This is a genomic window from Parasedimentitalea huanghaiensis, from assembly GCF_009753675.1.
Taxonomy (GTDB): domain Bacteria; phylum Pseudomonadota; class Alphaproteobacteria; order Rhodobacterales; family Rhodobacteraceae; genus Parasedimentitalea; species Parasedimentitalea huanghaiensis.
This window is the reverse complement of the sequence record NZ_WQLV01000001.1, coordinates 388266-410039: the sequence shown is the minus strand read 5'-3', so window position 1 is coordinate 410039 and position 21774 is coordinate 388266. Positions and strand designations below refer to the sequence as shown.

The window sequence follows — 21774 nt, the reverse complement described above, 5'->3', positions numbered from 1 at the left end:
CGTCGTAACGCGCAAATAGTTAGTAATTTTCCACGTTGTCATGTGGCTGTTACATTGCCGTCACAAAAGACACATGCAGCCCGCTTATCAGGGCTGCAAGATCACCATGGGGTGATCGAGTTTAATCCTACTCAAGGAAACATGAGATGTCCTTTGTGAAACTGACAACTTCCGCTCTGGCAATTGCTGCTGTGTCTGCAACCGCTGCCGTTGCCCGCGACCAAGTGCAAGTCGCCGGCTCATCCACGGTTCTGCCATATGCATCAATCGTTGCTGAAGCTTTTGGCGAGAACTTTGACTTCCCTACCCCAGTTGTTGAGTCCGGTGGCTCATCGGCCGGACTGAAGCGGTTCTGTGAGGGTGTTGGAGAAAACACCATCGACGTGGCCAATGCTTCGCGCCGTATAAAAACCAAAGAAATTGAAAAGTGCGCTGAAAACGGTGTTACCGATATTATTGAAGTGCAGATCGGATATGACGGTATTGTATTTGCCAGTGATATTCAGGGCAACGCGTTTGAGTTCACGCCGACAGATTGGTTCCTTGCATTGTCTGACCAGGTGCTGGTCGACGGCGAGCTGGTAGCAAATAGCGCCAAGACCTGGGCTGATGTAAACGCTGCTTTCCCAGCTCAGCCTATCCAAGCCTATATTCCAGGAACTAAACACGGCACCCGCGAAGTGTTTGAAGATAAAGTGATCCTTGCAGGCTGTGAGGCAACAGGTGCATTTGATGTGCTGTTGGATCAAGCATCAGGCGATACCGCAAAAGCCAAAAAGAAAGCTGCTGAAAAGGCCTGTATCTCGCTGCGGACCGATGGCTTGTCAGTAGATATCGATGGCGATTACACAGAAACTTTGGCCCGAATTGAAAGCAATAAAAACGGCATAGGTGTGTTTGGCCTGGCATTCTATGAAAACAATACCGACAAACTCCAGACTGCGACTATGTCAGGAGTTGTCCCTTCGACTGAAACGATTGCGACCGGCGAATACCCTGTGTCTCGTCCTTTGTTCTTTTATGTTAAGAAAGCACACATTGGCGTTATTCCAGGTTTGAAGGAATACACTGAGTTTTTCGTCGCCGATGAAGTGGCTGGTCCAGATGGCCCGTTGGCCGAATATGGTTTGGTAGCTGACCCTGAACTTGAAAAAACTCAAGAGTCTGTTTCGGACGAAGTCGTGATGGGCGGAAATTCCTAAGTCGCTTAGGAAAATGTAACCGGGGTGAGGGTTTCACTCCGGTTCTTAATCTATTTTCTCACCTAGAAAATCCAGCCTGCTACCACTAATGGAGCCGTTGATGCCCACTTTCTGGCTTGTCGCCTGCTTGTTTTTGATGTCTGCCGCAGGATTTGTCCTTGGCCGTTATCGCGCTGTGCTTTCCGCTGGCGGCGAAGTTCGAAAACTGCACTCTTTACCCTCTTATTACGGTTACAACGTCGCGCTATCCACATTGCTGCCGGCGCTGGCAGCGCTGGCTCTTTGGTCCATCTTGCAACCATTGGTTATTGACGCCCGAGTGTCAGGGAAGATCTCCACGGATTTGAACTCAGACAACACCAGTGCTGAACTAATGATGAGCGATGTTCAGAGGGTAAGTGAAGGTCTGAACATTGCTGTTGCCCGTAACGAAATGACTAACGAAGAAATTCGTGTGATGGACGCTGACGCCGTTGATCTGCGTGGCAGGTTGGCAGATCTGGGCATTGCGTTAGGTTCCGAAGTGCGACCTGAGATCCTGACTGCTGCCCGTCAACATCGGGATATGACACATTCTGGTCGGTTGATGATGACGATTGTAGTCGTGTTGTTGGCCATTGTTGGATTTGCTAGATCTTACGGTCTTACTGATAAAGACTTTCGGGCCCGTAATGTTGTTGAACGCTGTGTATTTGCATTGCTGGCGCTGGCAGCTTCACTCGCCATCCTGACAACGGTTGGTATCGTATTTTCGATGCTGTTCGAGACCATAAGCTTTTTTGGCTTGCACAGCTGGAAAGATTTTTTCCTGGGAACCACTTGGGCCCCGAATTTTCGCGGCGATAGTGAACTATCGATACTGCCCCTTTTGTGGGGAACCATCTACATTTCACTGATTGCCCTGTTGGTTGCGGTTCCAATTGGATTGTACGCAGCAATATATCTGTCTGAGTACGCGAGTTCCTCTACGCGGTCCTTTGCCAAGCCATTGCTTGAAATTCTGGCGGGTATCCCCACCATCGTTTACGGGTTGTTTGCCTTGCTCACTGTCGGGCCGATGTTGGTTCGAATTTTTGGCCGTGGAACCGAAGGTTTGCTGGGGTTGACTTGGATGACTGGAGCCACATCTGTGCTGACTGCTGGTCTGGTGATGGGCATTATGCTGATCCCATTTGTGTCTTCCCTGTCTGATGACATCATCAATGCGGTGCCTCAATCCATGCGAGATGCCTCTTTGGGGCTGGGGGCCACAAAATCTGAGACCGTGCGTCAGGTGGTCATTCCTGCTGCTCTTCCTGGGATTGTCGGTGCAGTACTGTTGGCCGCATCGCGTGCCATTGGTGAAACAATGATTGTGGTGATGGGAGCGGGGGCAATCGCCAAGTTTTCAACCAACCCGTTAGAGTCAATGACCACAATCACAACCCGCATCGTCAGCCAATTGACCGGCGATACAGACTTTGCCAGCCCCGAAACGCTGGTGGCCTTTGCTTTGGGACTGTCACTGTTCGTGTTGACCCTAGGCCTGAACATTCTAGCGCTAGCTATCGTGCGCACTTACCGAGAGCAGTACGACTGATGAAAACTTCTTTAGACAGACATTCTGGTGGTTCATTGCTGTTGCAAAGCACGAGGACCAAAAGGCGAAACGCTGCAGAAACCCGGTTCAAGCTATACGGAATCGCCGCCATTGCGATCAGTCTGCTTATGCTAATGGTATTGCTGACCACAATTATCAGCAAAGGATTAGGTGCATATCAGCAGACGTTTATCACCTTGCAAGTGGAACTCTTGGAGAAGAAGTTAGACAAAAAGGGCAATCGAAATCTGACTGACATCAAAAAAGTTTCAACCTTTGGGTACGCCCCACTCATCAAAGCATCTATCACGGACACCGTCGAAGAACTGGGGGTTGTGACCGGGCTAAAGGCCAAGCAGATGGCAGGAATTTTGTCAAAAGGCGCAGCTGCACAATTGCGGGACTATGTCATCGCCAACCCAGGTCGGATTGGAGACACTGTCCAATTTCGTTTTCTCGCCTCAAGCCGTGTCGACGGATATCTGAAAGGTCGAGTTAGCCGTTCTAGTATCGAAAACGACAAGAATATAACTCCAGAACAACTTGATTTGGTTGATTCACTGATAGACGCCGGACTTATCGAAAAAACCTTCAATATCGACTTTATTGTCGGCGCAGATGCTTCGGATCAACGGCCCGAAGCTGCTGGTATGGGCGTGTCCATATTGGGCTCCCTTTCTATGGTGTTGGTTGTTTTGGCCCTTGCTTTGCCAATCGGAGTTGGAGCCTCAATTTACCTCGAGGAATTTGCACCCAAGAACTGGGTCACTGATGTCATTGAGGTGAACATCTCTAACCTGGCTGCAGTCCCATCGATCGTATTTGGCATTTTGGGTTTGGCCGTTTTTATCAACTACATGCATTTGCCAATGTCAGCTCCTTTGGTCGGCGGGCTGGTGCTAACCCTTATGACACTACCGACAATTATAATCTCGACGCGCGCGGCATTAAGTGCAGTCCCACCCAGTATTCGGGATGCGGCACTAGGGGTGGGAGCCTCTCCCATGCAAACGGTGTTTCACCACGTTCTGCCGCTCGCCGCGCCTGGAATATTAACTGGTACAATTATCGGTCTGGCACAGGCGCTGGGAGAAACCGCACCGCTGCTTTTGATCGGTATGGTTGGTTTTGTTGCTTCAAACGCGCCGGACAGTATCGCCTCTGGGCTGTTGTCGCCAAATTCGGCTATGCCGGCGCAAATTTACGAATGGGCCAAGCGCGCCGATCCGGCGTTCTATGAACGGGCATGGGGTGGTATTATCCTGTTGCTGTTGTTTTTGGTCTCTATGAACTTGGTGGCCGTTATCTTGCGCCGCCGCTTTGAACGTCGCTGGTAGGGGCAAAGGTTATGAATGACATGACGCTAACGGAGCGCAACGTGGATACGAAAGATATCAAAATCGCGGCAAGTAATGTGCAAGTTCATTACGGAGAAACCCATGCCATTAAGGATGTGAATGTATCAATTGAGGACAAGACGGTAACGGCCTTTATCGGCCCATCTGGCTGCGGGAAATCGACTTTTCTGCGCTGCTTGAACAGAATGAATGACACCATCCAAACCTGTTCAATTAAAGGGAAAATCCTTCTAGACGGAGAAGATATCTACGACAAACGTGTAGATGTGGTACAGCTGCGCGCCAAGGTCGGAATGGTTTTCCAAAAGCCAAACCCATTCCCTAAATCTATCTATGATAACGTGGCTTATGGTCCAAAAATTCACGGCTTGGCGCGTGGCAAAAGCGAACTTGACGAGATTGTGGAAAAGGCGCTTCGAAGGGCTGCAATTTGGGAGGAAGTCAAAGACCGATTGAATGCTCCTGGAACGGGCCTGTCTGGTGGTCAACAGCAACGACTGTGCATTGCCCGCGCCGTTGCAACTGAACCCGAAGTGCTGCTCATGGATGAACCCTGCTCTGCGCTTGATCCGATTGCGACGGCGCAGGTTGAGGAATTGATCGACGAACTTCGCCAGCGGTTTTCTGTGGTGATTGTTACGCATTCGATGCAACAAGCCGCGCGCGTAAGCCAAAAAACAGCGTTCTTTCACCTAGGTAGCTTAGTGGAATTTGGGGAAACAGGTCAGATCTTCACCAATCCCAACGATCCGCGAACCGAAAGTTACATTACAGGCCGTATTGGCTGACCCAGAGGAACTAGACATGGAAGAGCAACATATCGCATCCGCTTTTGATCGTGATCTTGAGGCAATTCAGGCCCGGATTATGAAAATGGGTGGCTTGGTAGAGGCCGCAATTGTCGAGGCAGCACGGGCGCTTGAAACCCGTGACGAAGAATTGGCATTGCAGGTTCGTGCAGGCGACAAAGTCATTGATATGCTCGAAGAGCAAATCAATGAAGAGGCTGCACGCCTCATTGCGCTGCGTTCACCTGCGGCCAGTGATTTACGATTGGTTCTGTCAGTTATGAAAATTTCGGCGAACTTAGAACGCATCGGAGACTATGCAAAGAATATGGCGAAACGGACAGTCGTTTTGGCGCAAGGACCTGCTGTCAGTGATAGCACTGCAGCTCTGCGCCGGATGGCGCGTGAAGTTGAGAGAATGCTGAAAGATGCATTGGACGCATATATTCAGCGTGATGTAGAGTTGGCGACAGATGTGATTGCACGCGACCTAGATGTCGATCAGATGTACAATGCGTTGTTTCGCGAATTCCTGACTTTTATGATGGAAGATCCTCGCAACATTACGCCATGTATGCATCTGCATTTCATAGCAAAAAACACAGAACGTATGGGCGACCACGTAACATCAATTGCTGAACAAGTGATCTATCTGGTCACCGGTGAGCGTCCCGAAGAGGGCCGATCAAAAGCCGATACGACTTCGACTGCAGTTCAGGAGGCCTAAATTATGTCCGTAGATCAGCCTACTGTCCTTGTTGTCGAAGATGAAATGGCACAACGAGAAGTGCTTGGTTACAATTTGGAAGCGGATGGATTTCGTGTCCTAACGGCCGAAGACGGTGAAAAGGCACTGTTGTTGGTAAAGGAAGAAAACCCAGACATTATCGTTTTGGATTGGATGATGCCAAATCTTAGTGGAATCGAGGTTTGCCGACGTCTGAAATCACGCGCTGAAACCCGCAATATTCCGGTGATTATGTTGTCAGCACGATCCGAAGAGATCGACAAGGTTCGTGGCTTAGAAACTGGCGCTGATGACTACGTGGTAAAGCCGTACTCTGTAATTGAACTGATGGCCAGGGTGCGCACCCAGTTGCGTCGGGTTCGACCTTCATCCGTTGGGGTCAAGTTGGAATACGCTGATATCATTCTAGATTCTGAAACTCACCGGGTTAGCCGCGACAATCAGCCACTTAAACTGGGCCCAACAGAATTTCGGCTTCTCTCCACATTTATGGAAAAACCAGGACGTGTCTGGAGCCGAGAACAATTGTTAGATCGGGTTTGGGGGCGAGATATATACGTGGATACGAGAACTGTAGACGTACACATTGGGCGGTTGCGTAAGGCTCTGAGCCAATTTGGTGGTGATGATCCATTGCGCACCGTACGTGGCGCAGGTTATGCACTTGGTTGATCAAAAACTATAAAATCTCGCATAGCGATTAAGTTTTTGGAAACTCGTTGTTCCGCTTTTCAAGATCAGCGGGGCAGTGGGTCTTCGGGTTGGGACTGCGTTGCCAGCCAATCTCTAAATTTGTGCAATGCCGCATGTCGCGATTTTGTTTCTGGCCAAACTAGATAGTAAGCACCGCTTGTTTCAACCGGGAAAGGATGTAGCGCTCGCAAGCGGCCGGATGCGAGATCTTGCTCGACCAGATAGTCGGGCAATAGGGCAACACCTAGACCGTGCAGTGCGGCCTGAATAATGGTTGCAAATTGATCATACATGGTGCCCGAAAGAGGTGGTAGTTTCAGTTCCCCCTGACTTTCGAACCAATGTGCCCAAGCCAGGGGGCGGGTTTGAATGTGTAGTAGCGGAAGGTCTAAAATATCTGATGGTGCAGTAATCTGTTTTTTTTCAATCAACGATGCAGCACAGACGGGTATCAAACGTTCGTTTTTTAGCAACAAAGACTGCGTTCCAGGCCAATCTGCGTGACCATAGTGTATTGCAGCATCAAAGGGTTCACCAGCAAAGTTAAACTGTTCGAGGCGCGTAGCCATGTTGATCGTAACTTCTGGATGTAATCGCGAAAAATTGGGCAATCGCGGCATCAACCATCGCATTCCAAAGGCAGGAAGAATTGCCAAGCTGAGGGTCCCAACCAAGGGGGATGTTTGTAATCGAAGCGTAGATTGGGCAATCTGATTAAGTGCTTGGCGGACTTCTGACGCATATTCCTTAGCTTCGGTTGTCAAGGTTAGGCGCTTTTTGTCACGCACAATCAGATCAATTCCCAGCTGACGTTCAAGGGCCTGTAGTTGTCGGCTGATCGCACTTTGGGTAAGCGATAATTCCTCTGCAACCGCTGAAGCTGAGCCTAGGCGATCAAGTGCCTCAAGAGCGCGCAAAGAAGAGATAGAGGGTAGGAAACGTCGAGGTGCTATCATGTATGATTAATAGTCATATCTTGATGTGGAAGTCTCGCTGTTTTTTCCATTAACCTGCGGTTAGGGTCCGCTCAAATTCAGCTGTGAGCAAGGAATAGCATAATGACTGATACCAAACCCTCCCTCCGAGCCAAAGATGCGCCAGACCTGACTAGCTTTGATTGGGCCGATCCACTGCGCCTGGACGATCAGTTGACAGAGGATGAGCGGATGATTGCTATGTCCGCCAAAGCATATGCTCAGGACAAGCTACAGCCGCGGGTGACAAGTGCCTACGCCAACGAAGTGTGTGATCCAGAAATTTTCCGTGAGATGGGCGAAATGGGCCTGCTCGGAACTACTATCCCAGAAGAATATGGTGGGCTAGGGGGAGGATATGTTGCATATGGCTTGGTTGCCCGTGAAGTCGAGCGTGTAGATTCTGGCTACCGGTCGATGATGTCGGTACAAAGCTCGCTTGTAATGTACCCTGTCTATGCTTACGGCAGTGAGGAACAACGTCAGAAGTACCTGCCAAAGCTTGCCTCAGGTGAGTATATCGGATGTTTCGGATTGACTGAACCGGATGCAGGTTCTGACCCCGCAGGGATGAAAACGCGCGCTGAAAAAACCGCAAATGGATACAAGTTGACTGGATCCAAAATGTGGATCTCAAATGCGCCAATCGCGGATGTTTTTGTTGTTTGGGCAAAATCCGAAGCACATGGTGGTAAAATTCGAGGCTTTATCCTCGAGAAGGGTCTCGAGGGGCTGACTGCGCCAAAGATCGAAAACAAAATGTCACTGCGCGCATCGATCACCGGAGAGATTGTTTTAGATGGTGTGGAAGTTGGTGATGACGCCCTGCTTCCCCATGTCCAGGGATTGAAAGGCCCATTTGGCTGCTTGAACCGTGCACGTTACGGAATCAGTTGGGGTGCAATGGGGGCGGCCGAAGCCTGCTGGCACTCAGCGCGCCAGTATGGTCTAGACCGCCATCAGTTTAACCGCCCGCTGGCACAAACCCAATTGTTCCAGTTGAAGCTGGCAAATATGCAAACCGAAATCGCCTTAGGGTTGCAGGCCTCCCTGCAGGTAGGACGTTTGATGGACCAAGCAAAAGCCGCCCCAGAGATGATCTCTATCATCAAACGTAACAACTGTGGAAAAGCACTGGACATAGCTCGTCATGCCCGCGACATGCACGGTGGAAACGGGATTTCACTTGAGTTTGATGTGATCCGTCACATGATGAACTTGGAGACAGTGAATACTTATGAAGGCACTCATGATGTCCATGCGCTGATTTTGGGACGTGCCCAAACTGGTCTTCAGGCATTTTTCTAATTTGCTGAGTTTGCGGCCGTGTTTCCTCTTCCTAGTGGATTGAAGTGCGGCCGTTGAACGCACATTGAGCGTATTGAGAGATATGCGGTCAGCGTGCTTCTTTCGAGTTAACGGTTTGTGTGTAGCTGTATTCTTGAAAATCTGCTTTGCAAAAACGCACCCCTTGTAGGCTCAGGTATTTGTGCAAAGCAAAACTAAGAAAATTGGCACTCAGGGGTCGTCGTCAGAAGGGATATCGCAACTGCAAAGATTACGGGGTCCTACACGTTGGACTTTGTCATTTTTAGGAGATTGCTCCTTATTCACATGGCAGCGGTTGCAGCGAGCGGAATAGTAATGGCGTGTACTTTGTCCAATTTCGAAGAAAAACCTTTGCTTTTTTGCAGGTATATTTTTGTTTTCTCCTTCTGGTGTGGTTGATTATTGCATCTCCTCATATCCGTGGGTTTCCAGAGCATGATAATGACAAATTTGCAAATTCTTGATGGCTAAGGTTTTCGCTATTAACGATTTTGTGGTTAACGCAGGCGATCTTTTCTTTGCGCTTTTTGCGGCTGAACGGGCTTTTTTTTCTTGAAACTATTGCATTTTTGGCGGTGTGGAGATGGGGGAGCTGAGTTGTCAAAGTGAGCAAACGTCTGCAATCGATTCTCGGCTTAGCTGAGAGTATCGTAGAATAGAAAGATCAAAAATGGCTTTCTTTTCCTCTCATTTGTACATATATGATTTTTTGTATATGTCGGTGTGTTGTAGTAACTGGCTACTAGGCCAGAGAGGCGTGCAGTGAAATCTATCAATCGGATCCTATGCGTGAAGCAACATCTACCAATCTTCGATTGGGGGCAGCGATATAGTAAGAGTGAGCTAGCGGGAGACTTGACGGCAGCAGGCATCGTCACGATCATGCTAATCCCTCAGTCGTTGGCTTATGCTCTGTTAGCAGGCTTGCCAGCACAGGTGGGGATCTATGCGTCAATTCTACCACTGGTTGCCTACACACTATTTGGTACTTCACGGGCGTTGGCAGTGGGACCTGTCGCAGTTGTGTCGCTAATGACAGCGTCTGCGTTGGCACCGTTGGGGATTAGTAGCATTACTGACTATATTGCGGCTGCTGGCATGCTAGCACTTTTGAGCGGGATAATGTTACTCGGTATGGGACTTCTTCGGCTAGGTGTGGTGGCGAACTTTCTGTCACACCCTGTGATCGCCGGATTTATCACAGCGTCGGGTTTGTTGATCGCGGTAGGGCAAGTTAAACACCTAATTGGAGTCTCTTCTAGTGGTCACAATTTACCTGAAATTATCGAAACGCTTTGGTCCAATGTTGGTGATATCAATCTTTCTACGATGATGATTGCTGCCTTTGCGCTCACATCATTGGTTTGGATGCGTCAGAGCCTAGCGAGCGTTCTTCAGGAGCGACTAGATATGCCGATAGGGTTAGCGGGAACTATTGCGCGGGTTGGACCCGTGTTTGCGATTGTTGGTACAGTTTTGCTGTCCTGGGGTTTAGACCTACCAGAATTAGGGGTCGGTGTTGTCGGTGTGGTTCCTACAGGTTTGCCACCATTTAGTGTCCCCTTGACAGACTGGTCCGTGTTGTCTGCTTTAATTGGGCCGGCTGCGCTGATTTCAATCATTGGTTTCGTTGAAAGTGTTTCGGTAGCGCAAACTCTGGCCGCTAAGCGTCAACACCGCATAGATCCAAATCAGGAATTGACCGCGCTTGGCGCTTCGAATTTGGCATCTGGACTATCGGGGGGCTTTCCAGTCACCGGTGGCTTCTCTCGCTCTGTTGTGAACTATGATGCTGGCGCGCAAACTCCGGCAGCCGGGGCATATACGGCCATTGGACTGCTGTTTGCAGCGGTCTACTTGACGCCGCTGCTATACTTTCTCCCTAAGGCTACTTTAGCTGCGACAATCATCGTTGCCGTATTGTCGCTGGTAGATTTCTCAATTCTAAAAACGGCCTGGCGTTATTCTAAAGCCGATTTTGCAGCAGTGGCCACGACGATGCTTCTGACACTTCTGGTTGGAGTGGAAGCAGGAGTGGCCGCTGGCGTATTGATTTCGTTGCTATTATTCATCTGGAAGACATCACGCCCACATGTAGCCGAAGTCGGTTTGGTACCCGGTTCACAGCATTTTCGTAACATCTATCGTCACAACGTCTTAACTGACCCTCGTTTGGTGACTCTTCGGATCGATGAAAGCCTCTATTTTGCTAACGCACGCAGAATGGAAGATTTAGTGCTAGAGCGGGTACACATGGATCGCGATTCATTGGAGCATGTTGTGCTGATGTGTTCTGCCGTTAACGACATTGATCTCAGCGCCTTAGAGTCTTTGGAGACAATCAACCAACGACTAAACGACCTAGGTGTCTTGTTGCATCTATCAGAGGTGAAGGGGCCGGTCATGGATCGTTTGAAGTGTGGTCATTTTTTGACCAAACTGACAGGTGAAATTTACTTGTCCCAATACGATGCATACAGCGAACTAAAAGGGGGAACAGCCAGCTAGCGCGGGTTAAAACGACTTGTCTCCAGCATCGTTACACGCACTCCAAGCTGATGTCCGAGCAGGGGGTGCTTTACTAAAACTATGCCTTTTGTTGTTCTTTTTCAGGCCAAAACTCATCCACCACGACATAGGCCAGAATGACAAAGATTGCGGCGCTTGCAATTTGTAGGACCCGTGTCACGCTTTTGACGTCTGCTTCGTCTGCAAAAGGCGCGATTGAACCGCCATAAATTATCAATGCTGTGGTAATCGCCGAGCCCGCTGCGGGGGCGAGACTGTTGCTGGATTTGCCCAAAGTGCCTAGCGACAGGCAGAACAGAAAGCAAAGAAGAGCAGGGGTTACGATACTAGGAGCTAGAACATTGATCTCATAACACACAATTGCGACGCCAGCGCCCAAGACGTTAGCCGTTAACATGGCTTTCGCAACACTCTTTCCAGCTGCAGGCATAGCAGCCAGCTGCTGACTAAGCAGAGCCACAAAAAACAAGACCAAAAGGGCAGTGCCGCCTGAAACAAAGAAGACAAGTGCAAATGGAACGGTCACCAAGGACATTCTTAACATTCGCCGTCCTTTGTCGAATTCAGGTGCTGCTTGTTGGGCTTTCTTCGTTGCGGTTGGTGGTTTCACGGGCAGAAGAGTGAACATCAATCCTGATGTGAACCCAGCAATCAAAAGATTTACAGGAACCCAGCCGGCAAGAACAAGTGCTAAGTCTTTCGATTGCAGGACAAGGTTTGGAACCATCATGGCGGCCATCAGCGCAAGAACACCAGGTAACAGCCCCGCACCTGAGAGGGACCAAGCAAATGATGCGACGATCGCAATGCAGACCGTTGCAAGAAAGACAATTTGATAGGGCATCAAAATTGACGATAATATCCAAGAGAACATCATCACGATAAGGGCAAAAGCAAACAAACTTCCTGATGCTTTTAACGTCAACCCGACCGGCGCCTGCAAAAAGAGCGCGGTGAAAACCGCCCCAATAGATGCTAATGGCCAGCCCAGACCCAATCCGAGTGTAAACACCCCTGTGGTTCCAAGAGTCAGGCGAATAACGGATCGTCGGTCTTCAGTAAGCATAAGACAAGACAGACACCACGCCAATATAAGCACGGCCGATAGCGTTCATCACTGTATTGTCACTGAGATACATAATGATATCCGCCTGTCCATTGAGTTGAAATCGGAGATCATCATCAAGGCTGCCAGCTTCGTAGCCTGGTAGTACAATTCGGACAGGGAACCTTTCAGGCTCGCGTAGAAACCCCTTTGAAGTGGGCGCGCTGGCGAGTTGACCCACTTCATCACCTCCACTGATCGACACAGCACTGCTGAAACTATCAACAACACCCCGAACGACTCTTCCGGGGTGCATATCAAGCACCACATCAACAGGTGAGCCCACCTTTGCGAGCCCCAAATTGTTTTCTGTCAAATAGGCTTCGATCCAAACATCTGTTGAATCGAGGAAGGTTAAGAGTTCACGTCCAGAATGGGCATACGTACCCGGAGCGAGCAAAATATTAGAAACAACCCCTTCGGAAGGTGCCTTTAACTCAGTCCATTCCAATTTCAACTCTGCTTCTGCAAGAGCAGCAAGTGCACGTTGAATTTTTGGGTTTTCCTGCCCGTCTTCCCCAAGTTGCTGTTTTGCGCGTTCCAGATCTGCCGCGGCATTTTCCACATTGGCCTCGGATTCAGCAAGATCCCCACGCGCGTCATCTGCTTGTACCAGTGAAATCAGGCCTTTCTTTTCTAGCGCAAAGACACGCTCAGCCTGTAGGCGGGTGGTGTCGAGATCACTTTGGGCTCTGGTCAAACTCGCCTGAGCAGCGCTGACCTGCGCTGATGAAGCCCCGACGTCTTGGGTCGCGGCCTCGAGATCAGCCTGCGCCCGGGACTTACCAATTTCATATGGCCTGCGGTCAATGCGTGCCAAAACGGTACCGGCAGAAACCACTTGGCCGTTCTCAACCAGAACCTCGACCACTGTGCCTGACACTTGTGGTACGATATAGGTGACGACAGCTTTGACCCTTGCATTTCCAGTAAATGGTGTCCGCCGGTCGGCCGTTATATACCAACCAAGGAACAGGACCAGAATTGCCAATGTAGACCAAATTGCGCGTTTCATTCCGCCTCTCCGGGAACCGCATCACTGGCGTCTGGCTCTGCCTCTATCCAAAGTACAAACAGCTCATAGAACACGGCTAGTAACACTGGTCCGATGAAAATCCCTACTAGGCCATAGGCCATCATCCCGCCCAACACGCCAATCAAGATGACGAGCATTGGCGTATCCAATCCCTTGGAAATAAAAACCGGTCGCAGAAAGCTGTCCATAATGCTGACAGGAACCGCCAGAACAGTCAGCGCCAGAGCAGCTCCGCCCGACATCGAGCTCCAAGCGTATATAATCACGGGTAAAAGAACCAGACCGGGGCCAATCTGAATGATTGAAAGGATCAGGCTGATCAAGGCAAGCGTGGCTGCTGATGAAATTCCGAAGGCCTTTAACAGTATCCAAACAACAACGGCTTGAATGGCGGCAACTCCGATGACTCCTTTGGTGACATTGCGCACCGTGGCACCAGCCAGCACAACGAACTCACCGCCGCGCGGGGCAAATATACGGTTGCCAAATTTTTGCAGGCCTCGCACCAGATTTGGGCCGGGAATAAACAACACTCCCATGATGATCACAGAAAGTGCCATTCCGAGAAGGCCAAGTCCAATTCCCAGAGCTTTGCCAAAGACTGTTTTGGCAACTTCCAGAATTTGCGGTGCATATTTTGCCAGTGCCCCATCCAAATTTCTTTCGAACGACGACCAGATTCCAGCAGCCTTGGCGCCAACCACAGGGATATCTTTAAGACCTTCAGGGGCAGGTGGAACTTTTAAGCCCCCAGAGGCGGCTTTGTTGGCAAATTCGGACCAAAGTTCGGTCGCGCCAAACACTGCTGAAGCCACAGGCCCCAATGTCAGAGCTAAACCAAGAAGGGACAACAACGTTGCAGACAACTTTTTTCGACCGCCAAGTTTACTCTGAAGCCAATCAAAAAGAGGGTAGAGGGCCACGCACAAGATGAGAGCCCATAAAACTGCGCTTGCAAGCGGTGCCACCATTAAAATCGCGCTGTAAATGAATAGACCCAAGAATATCAATCTAATTATCAGGTCTACAAACTTAGCGTTTTGAGTGTTTTCCATTTCTGTCCCCTCAGGCCTTATTCACCCGTTACTACAGTGTAGGCATCTGTTTGCAGACTACCCTAGTACGTTTTCCTCATCGCGGAAACTGATTGGTATTTCAAAGGCCAATCAACGGCTCCGGGTAGGTCGGTAGTTGTTCACGAAACGCTTTCATTGTGCCCGTCTTCACCGTACGTCACCGTCATCTTGCCCCCCTTGCGAAAGAATTGAATCCGCAATTGTGGTCACCGCGGTGACGAAAACCCCAAGACCAATGACAATGTAGAACATGGTGAAAATTTTACCGGCAGCGGTTTCGGGTGAGAAATCACCAAACCCAACGGTCGATATTGTTACGACGGAAAAATATATGGAATCCAACCAGCTCCACCCTTCCACATAACGATAGAAAACTGAGGCCCACAAAACCATCGCTATTGTAAAAGCTAAGATACTCTTTACTCGACCGTCCCTGAAAGCCAAACGTAATCCGCGCATTAGTTGCTTTAGAGAATGCAATGTTTCCTCCAATGGTAGATCTTCCCGCAGACTATGGGATGAATTTACGTTGTTTTCTATGTCATATATATTTCAGCTAAGGTTCCAAAACTTGGATCGTACCCGTAGTAGCTAAATCACTTTGTGCGGTGGTCCAGTTTGATGTTGTGCTTTGTGGGTGTAGCACATTTTTAACGGCTCGTTTCCTGACTACATTCAGAAGTCAAATCGACTTGAATAAGTCGGCGAACTTTTCGAACCGACTCTGGATCGCCAAAGAGCGTCGGGCTTTATTGCGGCTTCCAGTATGCTGATCAAAAAATTGCAAAATGCAATGCTTGTTTTTACGGCGTTTCAGATCAACATGTTGATGTAAGATTGAAGGAGGGAACGAGAATGCGTGTTTTGATTGTTGTCTTGTGTTCTTTTGGCGCTTCGGCATCTGCTTCCGATGTGGAACACTGGGAAGAAGTGGGGGCTTGGGAGGTTCTGGTTGATGCATCTGTTGGCAATGGTTGCCTGGCGCAGAGAGTTTTTGAAGACGGAACGCTAGTGCAGATAGGCGCTGTACCGGCACGTAATGGGGGTTTCTTCGCAGCATATAATGCAGAGTGGTCGGATATCGAGATCGGCGCAACTGGCATTGTAAATATGGACTTTGGTGATGCTCGGTTTGCCGGTGATGTGGTTGGTAAAATCAATCAAGACTTGCCAGGCGGTTACGCATTTTTCGATAATCCGAATTTTGTTACCGAATTTGGCCAACGTAAATCAGTCAAAATATCTGGTGAAAGTGGCCGATTGATCGAGATCGACCTAACCGGATCTAAGCGTGCAATAGAAGCGGTTCTGGACTGCCAGAAAGAGCAGCCTGAACCGGCCTCAGATTAAATTTCGGGTCACTCCAACTGCTGAAGATCTGGCACGCAGGGTTTGCGATCCGCTGGCATATCATCCGCTCCATCGGTTCGTTTGGTCCGCGTTCCGCCGACATCCAGCTTGAAATTTGGTGAGGAGAGTTTGCCAGTCACATCAAACGGCCATGCGCTGCGCGCCAGAGGCCTGCCAACGCGACGCGGTTCGGCCCGCAAAGTGATTGTATCTTGCCTCCAGTCCACTGCCCCTCTGGCAACAAGTTGAACGCTGGCTGTTTCTGCAACCACAGAGTCGAATGTCACATTACCTGCATTGATCCGCACTGGGGCGACAACACAGGTAATGTCAGTATAGCCCTGGTGCAGTTCCTCGGAAAACAGCCATGGAAAAATCCCAAGACCGGCCAGCTCCAGCAGGCTGGTGGCTACATCACCATTGCTCATCGAGATGGATGCCGAGCCATACATGGAATTGATGAATGTTTTGATCGAGTTTCGGTTGCCGGTGACATCAAACCGACCGCGCAGTTTACCATGGGCATCGATACTCAGTCCGACGGCATCAAGAATTTTCCCAAAATCCCATCCGCTGGTGGCACCAGATACCGACAAGAGTTCGGGCGTTTCCAGCAGATCCATTTTGGCTTCAATATTGAAGTACCCGCCACCATAGGTCACTTCCAGTGGGCCCAACTGGACTTGTCCTTCCTGAGCGGTAAGTTCGCTTGAAACACTCGAAACACCTTGCTGACCGCTGATTTGCTTAATGTCGATCGACACCGTCAGGTCGGAGCCTAGGAACAGTTTCTCAAAATCAACCAGATCGGTTGGTTTGCCCTCTTCCTTGGGAAGGATCAGGGGTTGCACCTTTGGTTTCTCTGTTTCTAGTTCTTCCACTTCGTCTGGTTCGCCGATCCGACCCAGTTGCACAACGCCAGCAATCGCATTTTTCAGGTCATTAATGTCGAGCTGCTCGCTGAAGATGAGCCCGTCAATCTTTGGTCGCCCTTCGGACACGGTGGTATTCAGCGAAGCGTCCAGCCGAGAAGTTCCAGCAGCCAACCCCAACGTTGTAGAGAAATCCTTGCCTTGCCCGCGGGCAGAGGCACTGATTTCCAAAGGCCCTGTATCCACTTCTTCCAGTTTAAGCGAACCAAGGAACAGGGCGCCGTCCTCGATATCGAGATCAAAGTCGAATTCTAAGCCATCAAGATCAGTAATGTTGCCAAGAGCAACATGGGCCTTCAATGCCCAGACGTCTGTGTTGACAGTAACAGCATCTAGCTTGTTCAGACTCAGGAAACCTTGGGTATCGTCAACTGCAAAATCCGCTTTGATTCCTCCAAAAGATTTAGCCACGTCATCGCCGAGATCTTTCAGAACTAATGAAGCTGGGGCTGTAAGGGTTCCAGCCAGATCAAGTTGATTTAGCTGCAATAGGTTTCGGATATTGCCTTTGGCGACGATGTAGGGTCGCTCGCGAGGGCCGACCCGAAGCGAGATGTCTTCAAGCGCCAGCTGCCCTATGGGCGTGCGGCGGATACGTCCGATTGAAACTGGTCCAACTTGATCCAGTCCCTGATCAAATGCGTTCGTAGTTAGTAGCAAGTCGTCGAACTTAAGTGATTGACCTGCGCTGATAATATGCGCTGAAATCCCTGCCAATTTGAGATCCTTCAACTCTTTTGCGGGCGCCGGAGGATGACCCTCTGGATGAAAGCGTGCGTTGAAAGACAAATCGAACCCGTCAGCCTTCAGAAGGTTTTCCACCGATCCCTCTGCCATTATCTGTTGGCCTTCGGCGAGATCAACGACCGCAGACAAGTTCGCTATGTTTAAAGCTCCGGACTGGCTTGTCAGGTTAGCAGAGAGTTTACCTGAGCCTTCCAGCACACGCTCCAATCCAATCACATCCAGAAAGTCGCCAAACTCTCCGGTATCCAATTCCAAAGTTCCCATGAATCCTCCGCCTCGCTCGGGAGGGACGGCACTGCCATCAAAGCTCAACTTGAGTTCACCAAATTTCGCCCGCGTGGTGAATGGGGCCCCGGTGGGATAGCTGCCATCAATTTCAAAGGCCTGCCCATTTACCGAACCGAGGCTGGTGATACCAAGTCGTGCGCCATCGTCCAGCTGGTCAAGGTTTAGGTTATTAAGGCTAAAAATAAACGAAAACCCAGACACTTGGTCGTCAACAGTTAATCCAACAGAGGTGAACGAAACAGTTCGGTGTCGTAGAAAATCGAGAATGCCACCGTTCTCTGTTATCGGACTATCTGGAGCAATCGTCTGGGCATCGACCTTCGTCTCAATTTCTGGATTTGGAAACCTATTCCTTGGTGTCCAACTGGTTGACCCGTCAGCTTGAGTCAGCAGATTCAATCGCAGGCCGTCCACCGTCAAATTGTTCAGATCAACTCGTCTGTTCAGCAGAGCCACCAAATTTAGGTCCAGTTCCAGCAAATTCAATTCCGCCAAATTGGTACCCGAGACGTCCTCACTGGGGATAGTAACACCTGCGACCATAATCCGGCTGATCCGGCCAGGAAACACGCTTACATCGCCTTTGACGTATAACGGTTGCCCGATCTGCTCGGATAAGACGGCTTCTACAACTCCGGCTCTAAAATTTGAGAAAAATGGTGCTGCAAGGACCATCCAGCCAAGGACAAGTAAAAGGACTGTAGTTCCAAGCGCCCATTTTACGATCCGGGAAATCCATTTTGCCATAATCCAGCACCCCAAAATTCAAAACTGATCTGCTCGCACGGGCGGCAAGTAAATGGGGCGCCCGCAGAGGCTTAATGAATACAACTTAGCCTTTAGTAGCTGTCTGCCAACTGAAAATATGTCGCTGCTAGGGCTACGATTGGCCGAACGTCGATCTGTATGGCGATCTCGGACTATCGGATTAGTTGCTGACCTGTTTAGATGGGGGAACCGCTTTAGGACCGCGGTTTTCGTTTGAGGCCGTGCGAAATCCAGTCTCATCGACAGATTTTGTTAGATTATGCGGAGAAGTCCATGCTGCCACGGATAAAACAAATCTCACTTTGGTTGTTGGGCTTGGTAGCGCTGACGTTCTTTGCGGCATGGATGTTGGTGTCATCATCGCTTTTGGCAATACCCCGAGGAGATTTGGCGGCGCGGATTCTGTCAGACAGATTTGGACAAGATTTTGAAATCAAAAACGGTTTGACGGTTTCAGTTGGGACCAATGTGAAAGTCAAAGCAAATGGTATAGTTTTGAGCCACGAAGGTTTGTCCGATGCCAATCTCGCCACTGTTGGCCAATTGGAATTCGAACTTTCTCTGCGGGATGTGCTAAACGGTCAAATTAGTCCGCGGGATCTAAGCATTGACGCGGCAAACCTTATGTTTGCTGTTGATGCGGAGGGAAAGAACTTTTGGTCAGGCGGCTCAGAAAACAAATCTCCGCAGCCATCGGATACCAATGAGAATGAACTTTGGAAGTTCCTGTCTGACATCAGCGTTCAGTTTTCAAATTCGCATGTGATTTATCAAGATGCCAGAAACGGATTGGACCTAGATCTGCTGCTGGCCAGTGTGGACGTTGGCCATACGGATGCATCGGCGCCGCTTGTTTTATCTGCAAAAGGTGCCCTGAACGGTGAGGAATTGACGCTCAAGGGGGAACTATCGGTAGATAAGTCCTTCAAGGTGTCTGCGGATTTGAGCCAAATGGACCTTTCTTTGGACGGAACCGTGGATCAAGAGGGATACAAAGGGAAACTCTCCTTGTCTGTGGACGAGATTGGGCAACTTCTTGACGCTCTGAAACTAGAAAAATCAGTTTCCGGTACTGCGCAGTTGACGGTGATGTATGAAATTGAAGAGGGTGTTGGCCGCATCCCTGAACTCACAGTGGTTGCGGAGCTGGATAGTGGTCAATCCGTGAAGGTCACTGGTGATTTAGGTGTGCTGGGTGATCCGACGGATATCTCAGTTCACACTGATATCAGCCTGTATTCCGCTTCCAATATGCCGCCCTCAACAACGTCACGACAGGACTTGAAGCTGACGGGGGTTGTGATGGAACTGGTCGCCCAACCCAACGGAATCCCCAAGCGAGCCATGGTGATTAAGACCAATGGTTTCATATTAGACACCACAGGTGAGGGGCCGCCTCCGATTGAAGTTTCCGAGATTTCTCGCACAACAGACGGCAAGTTAAGATTGGGTAAGGCAGTATTGCGGATTGGGCCGCCGGAAACACCTTTTATCATCCTAGATGGAGAGATAGCAGACGCGTTGCGGCTTGAAGGTATTGATTTCAAGGCAGCGCTTGACTTGCCTGCTGCAAGTCTGGTGGCTCCGGAGCTCTTTCAAACCTCAGATGCCCTTGGGACGGTTATTGGCGGTTTTCGTTTGAAAGGGACGGGTAGAGTGCTTGAACTTTCTGAGCTCCAGGCTGCCACACGTGGTACTGATCTGTGGAACCTGGATATCACCGGAACGCTTCGTAACGCGCTGAAATTCGAGGATATTGCGCTCAGTGTTTCGGCGGATGTTCCATCGGGATCTGCTTTGCTCGAAACCATGGGATTGGTTGGTGTCGAAACGGGGGCGGTCGGTTTGAGAGCCGATGTATCAAGCGAGGCCACCAAATGGCAGGTCGCTGCAGCTATCGTAATGGATGAAACTGACCTTAGCTTAAACGCCGAATTTGACTTAGTTGAACCGCATCCGGTGTTACGAGGGCAAATTGAAAGCGACCTGATCCGGATTGAGCATCTACGTCAGATTGTTGCGGCCTACATACAGTTGAAGAAGCTCGAAGAGCTTGAAGTGGAGGCAAAACAAGGTGCTCAAGAAACTGAAGCGTCTGAAGACGTCGTTGAAATCCAGCCATTGGTTCTGAATTCCCCAAAACCCTCCGATCCGGAGATAGACGAGCAGGCGGGCAACCAAGGTCCCATTCGGAATGTCACGTTGCGACCTTTGGGGCAGGCGGTTTTGATGTCGGGTTTGGATCTTGGGGTAACGATCGAGCTTCGAAAGATCGAGGGGGAAAAAGGCGTTAGCAGTTTGTCTAGCGAGCTAGAGATGAAAAGCCAAAAAGCACGACTGGGCCCCATGAAAATAGAGTATGGCGGCGCGTATTTTGACCTGACTGGAGTGATAGATCTGGGTGAGACGCCGGATATCTTGACGCTAACGGGATCGTCCGGAGGGTGGGATTTCGGTGAGATGTTGCAAGCGCTCGAGGTGGAGAAACAAGCAAATGGCATTTTGAAGGGAAGTTTCGACATCTCGGGCCACCATACTTCTGTAAGCGACTTTTTGGGAACGGCGACAGGGTCCGCAACGGTGTCTATGAGAAACGGGAGCATAGATACACAACTGCTGGATCTGGCGGGATTGGGTGTTATTCCGTGGCTTTTCTCAAAGGACAAAGGCGCAGCCGTTCCTATTGTTTGTGCCCGAGCACCCCTTTATTTTTCAAATGGGCACATAACGACCAAGCAGACTGTCGTGGAAACCGACCAAGTGCAGCTGGTAGTCTATGGCGACGTGAGCTTAGCAGGAAAATCCTTGGATCTCGCGGGACAGCCTCGCAAGATCGGAAAACCCTTGTCTCGAAGCCCCTGGCCGTTCACCGTCGTTGGTCCATTTGCGAAACCGAAGATCAAAGTAAAAGACGGACCACGGCGGCTTGCTCGCTCGGATGGGGCAACAAACATGCCTCAGAAGCGGCGACCCTGTGTTCCTGATATTCTGCAGTTACAATAGAACTTCCCTAATTGAGGAACTTGCGATTGGCCTCGGCTCTACGGTTTTTCGGAATGAACTTGATGATTTTGCGGACCATATTGGAATGAAATCCCAGAGTGTATTTCTTAACCGGGAGGTGAATGACGCAAGGCGGCCTTAGTCGATGTATCCAATAAGCAAATTGTATTGGCAAAGAGACAGTCCAATTTGCGTCCCAATCTTGAGGCCAGAGTGTTGTCAAGATTGGGACGGTGCGATCCTGTTCCTCCGAGATCCCTGAAACCGAT

At 49.9% G+C, this 21774-nt stretch carries 16 protein-coding genes; 10 read left to right on the top strand and 6 right to left on the bottom strand.

Annotation, left to right across the window (positions count from 1 at the left end; all coding sequences use genetic code 11):
* Positions 1-146: 146 nt before the first annotated feature.
* The 6 genes from GO984_RS01845 to phoB all read left to right on the top strand — a co-directional run bounded on the left by GO984_RS01845 (position 147) and on the right by phoB (position 6347).
* A complete protein-coding gene (locus tag GO984_RS01845) occupies positions 147-1202 on the top strand; it encodes a substrate-binding domain-containing protein (RefSeq protein WP_157020867.1) in 1056 nt (351 codons plus the stop codon).
* A 100-nt stretch (positions 1203-1302) separates the two neighbouring features.
* Entirely contained in the window at positions 1303-2781 is a 1479-nt protein-coding gene (gene pstC / locus GO984_RS01840) for a phosphate ABC transporter permease subunit PstC (RefSeq protein ID WP_157020866.1), read from the top strand.
* Entirely contained in the window at positions 2781-4118 is a 1338-nt protein-coding gene (gene pstA, locus GO984_RS01835; protein ID WP_157020865.1) for a phosphate ABC transporter permease PstA, read from the top strand. The genes pstC and pstA overlap by 1 nt, the downstream gene beginning before the upstream one ends.
* A gap of 11 nt (positions 4119-4129) precedes the next feature.
* A complete protein-coding gene (pstB, locus tag GO984_RS01830) occupies positions 4130-4927 on the top strand; it encodes a phosphate ABC transporter ATP-binding protein PstB (RefSeq protein WP_157020864.1) in 798 nt (265 codons plus the stop codon).
* Positions 4928-4943: 16 nt separating this feature from the next.
* Positions 4944-5654, top strand: a complete 711-nt coding sequence (phoU, locus tag GO984_RS01825) for a phosphate signaling complex protein PhoU (protein ID WP_138165039.1) — start codon at positions 4944-4946, stop codon at positions 5652-5654.
* A gap of 3 nt (positions 5655-5657) precedes the next feature.
* Positions 5658-6347 (top strand): phosphate regulon transcriptional regulator PhoB, encoded by a 690-nt coding sequence (gene phoB, locus GO984_RS01820; protein WP_157020863.1) that lies wholly within the window; start codon positions 5658-5660, stop codon positions 6345-6347.
* A 65-nt stretch (positions 6348-6412) separates the two neighbouring features.
* Here the strand turns inward: phoB and GO984_RS01815 are convergent, their stop codons facing one another.
* Complete coding sequence (locus tag GO984_RS01815) at positions 6413-7324, bottom strand: LysR family transcriptional regulator (RefSeq protein ID WP_157020862.1); 912 nt, start codon at positions 7322-7324, stop codon at positions 6413-6415.
* Positions 7325-7426: 102 nt separating this feature from the next.
* Here GO984_RS01815 and GO984_RS01810 point away from each other — a divergent pair, with 102 nt between their 5' ends.
* Positions 7427-8650, top strand: a complete 1224-nt coding sequence (locus tag GO984_RS01810) for an acyl-CoA dehydrogenase (protein WP_157020861.1) — start codon at positions 7427-7429, stop codon at positions 8648-8650.
* A 783-nt stretch (positions 8651-9433) separates the two neighbouring features.
* A complete protein-coding gene (locus GO984_RS01805) occupies positions 9434-11179 on the top strand; it encodes a SulP family inorganic anion transporter (RefSeq protein ID WP_425339636.1) in 1746 nt (581 codons plus the stop codon).
* A 79-nt stretch (positions 11180-11258) separates the two neighbouring features.
* Here GO984_RS01805 and GO984_RS01800 read toward each other — a convergent pair whose 3' ends face one another.
* The 4 genes from GO984_RS01800 to GO984_RS23560 form a co-directional block, all read right to left on the bottom strand.
* On the bottom strand, positions 11259-12197 hold the full coding sequence (locus GO984_RS01800) for a DUF2955 domain-containing protein (protein WP_245230961.1): 939 nt from the start codon (positions 12195-12197) through the stop codon (positions 11259-11261).
* A 58-nt stretch (positions 12198-12255) separates the two neighbouring features.
* A complete protein-coding gene (locus GO984_RS01795) occupies positions 12256-13320 on the bottom strand; it encodes an HlyD family secretion protein (protein WP_157020858.1) in 1065 nt (354 codons plus the stop codon).
* Positions 13317-14396: an AI-2E family transporter gene (locus tag GO984_RS01790; protein ID WP_157020857.1), complete on the bottom strand. Its 1080-nt coding sequence runs from the start codon at positions 14394-14396 to the stop codon at positions 13317-13319. The genes GO984_RS01795 and GO984_RS01790 overlap by 4 nt, the downstream gene beginning before the upstream one ends.
* 168 nt (positions 14397-14564) lie before the next feature.
* Entirely contained in the window at positions 14565-14810 is a 246-nt protein-coding gene (locus tag GO984_RS23560) for a potassium channel family protein (RefSeq protein ID WP_280818020.1), read from the bottom strand.
* A 462-nt stretch (positions 14811-15272) separates the two neighbouring features.
* On the opposite strand from GO984_RS23560, the gene GO984_RS01780 reads away from it, so the two are divergent.
* Positions 15273-15767 (top strand): hypothetical protein, encoded by a 495-nt coding sequence (locus GO984_RS01780; RefSeq protein WP_157020856.1) that lies wholly within the window; start codon positions 15273-15275, stop codon positions 15765-15767.
* Between the two features lie 8 nt (positions 15768-15775).
* Here the strand turns inward: GO984_RS01780 and GO984_RS01775 are convergent, their stop codons facing one another.
* Positions 15776-18481: an AsmA family protein gene (locus tag GO984_RS01775; protein ID WP_157020855.1), complete on the bottom strand. Its 2706-nt coding sequence runs from the start codon at positions 18479-18481 to the stop codon at positions 15776-15778.
* 294 nt (positions 18482-18775) lie between these two features.
* Here GO984_RS01775 and GO984_RS01770 point away from each other — a divergent pair, with 294 nt between their 5' ends.
* Positions 18776-21505, top strand: a complete 2730-nt coding sequence (locus GO984_RS01770; protein ID WP_157020854.1) for an AsmA family protein — start codon at positions 18776-18778, stop codon at positions 21503-21505.
* The last annotated feature ends 269 nt before the right edge of the window (positions 21506-21774 follow it).

Excerpts from the sequence above, each read along its gene's own strand:
- GO984_RS01845 (WP_157020867.1), top strand. The coding sequence starts at position 147 with ATGTCCTTTGTGAAACTGACAACTTCCGCTCTGGCAATTGCTGCTGTG.
- pstC (WP_157020866.1), top strand. The coding sequence starts at position 1,303 with ATGCCCACTTTCTGGCTTGTCGCCTGCTTGTTTTTGATGTCTGCCGCA.
- pstA (WP_157020865.1), top strand. The coding sequence starts at position 2,781 with ATGAAAACTTCTTTAGACAGACATTCTGGTGGTTCATTGCTGTTGCAA.
- pstB (WP_157020864.1), top strand. The coding sequence starts at position 4,130 with ATGAATGACATGACGCTAACGGAGCGCAACGTGGATACGAAAGATATC.
- phoU (WP_138165039.1), top strand. The coding sequence starts at position 4,944 with ATGGAAGAGCAACATATCGCATCCGCTTTTGATCGTGATCTTGAGGCA.
- phoB (WP_157020863.1), top strand. The coding sequence starts at position 5,658 with ATGTCCGTAGATCAGCCTACTGTCCTTGTTGTCGAAGATGAAATGGCA.
- GO984_RS01815 (WP_157020862.1), bottom strand. The coding sequence starts at position 7,324 with ATGATAGCACCTCGACGTTTCCTACCCTCTATCTCTTCTTTGCGCGCT.
- GO984_RS01810 (WP_157020861.1), top strand. The coding sequence starts at position 7,427 with ATGACTGATACCAAACCCTCCCTCCGAGCCAAAGATGCGCCAGACCTG.
- GO984_RS01795 (WP_157020858.1), bottom strand. The coding sequence starts at position 13,320 with ATGAAACGCGCAATTTGGTCTACATTGGCAATTCTGGTCCTGTTCCTT.
- GO984_RS01790 (WP_157020857.1), bottom strand. The coding sequence starts at position 14,396 with ATGGAAAACACTCAAAACGCTAAGTTTGTAGACCTGATAATTAGATTG.
- GO984_RS23560 (WP_280818020.1), bottom strand. The coding sequence starts at position 14,810 with ATGGTTTTGTGGGCCTCAGTTTTCTATCGTTATGTGGAAGGGTGGAGC.
- GO984_RS01780 (WP_157020856.1), top strand. The coding sequence starts at position 15,273 with ATGCGTGTTTTGATTGTTGTCTTGTGTTCTTTTGGCGCTTCGGCATCT.
- GO984_RS01775 (WP_157020855.1), bottom strand. The coding sequence starts at position 18,481 with ATGGCAAAATGGATTTCCCGGATCGTAAAATGGGCGCTTGGAACTACA.
- GO984_RS01770 (WP_157020854.1), top strand. The coding sequence starts at position 18,776 with ATGCTGCCACGGATAAAACAAATCTCACTTTGGTTGTTGGGCTTGGTA.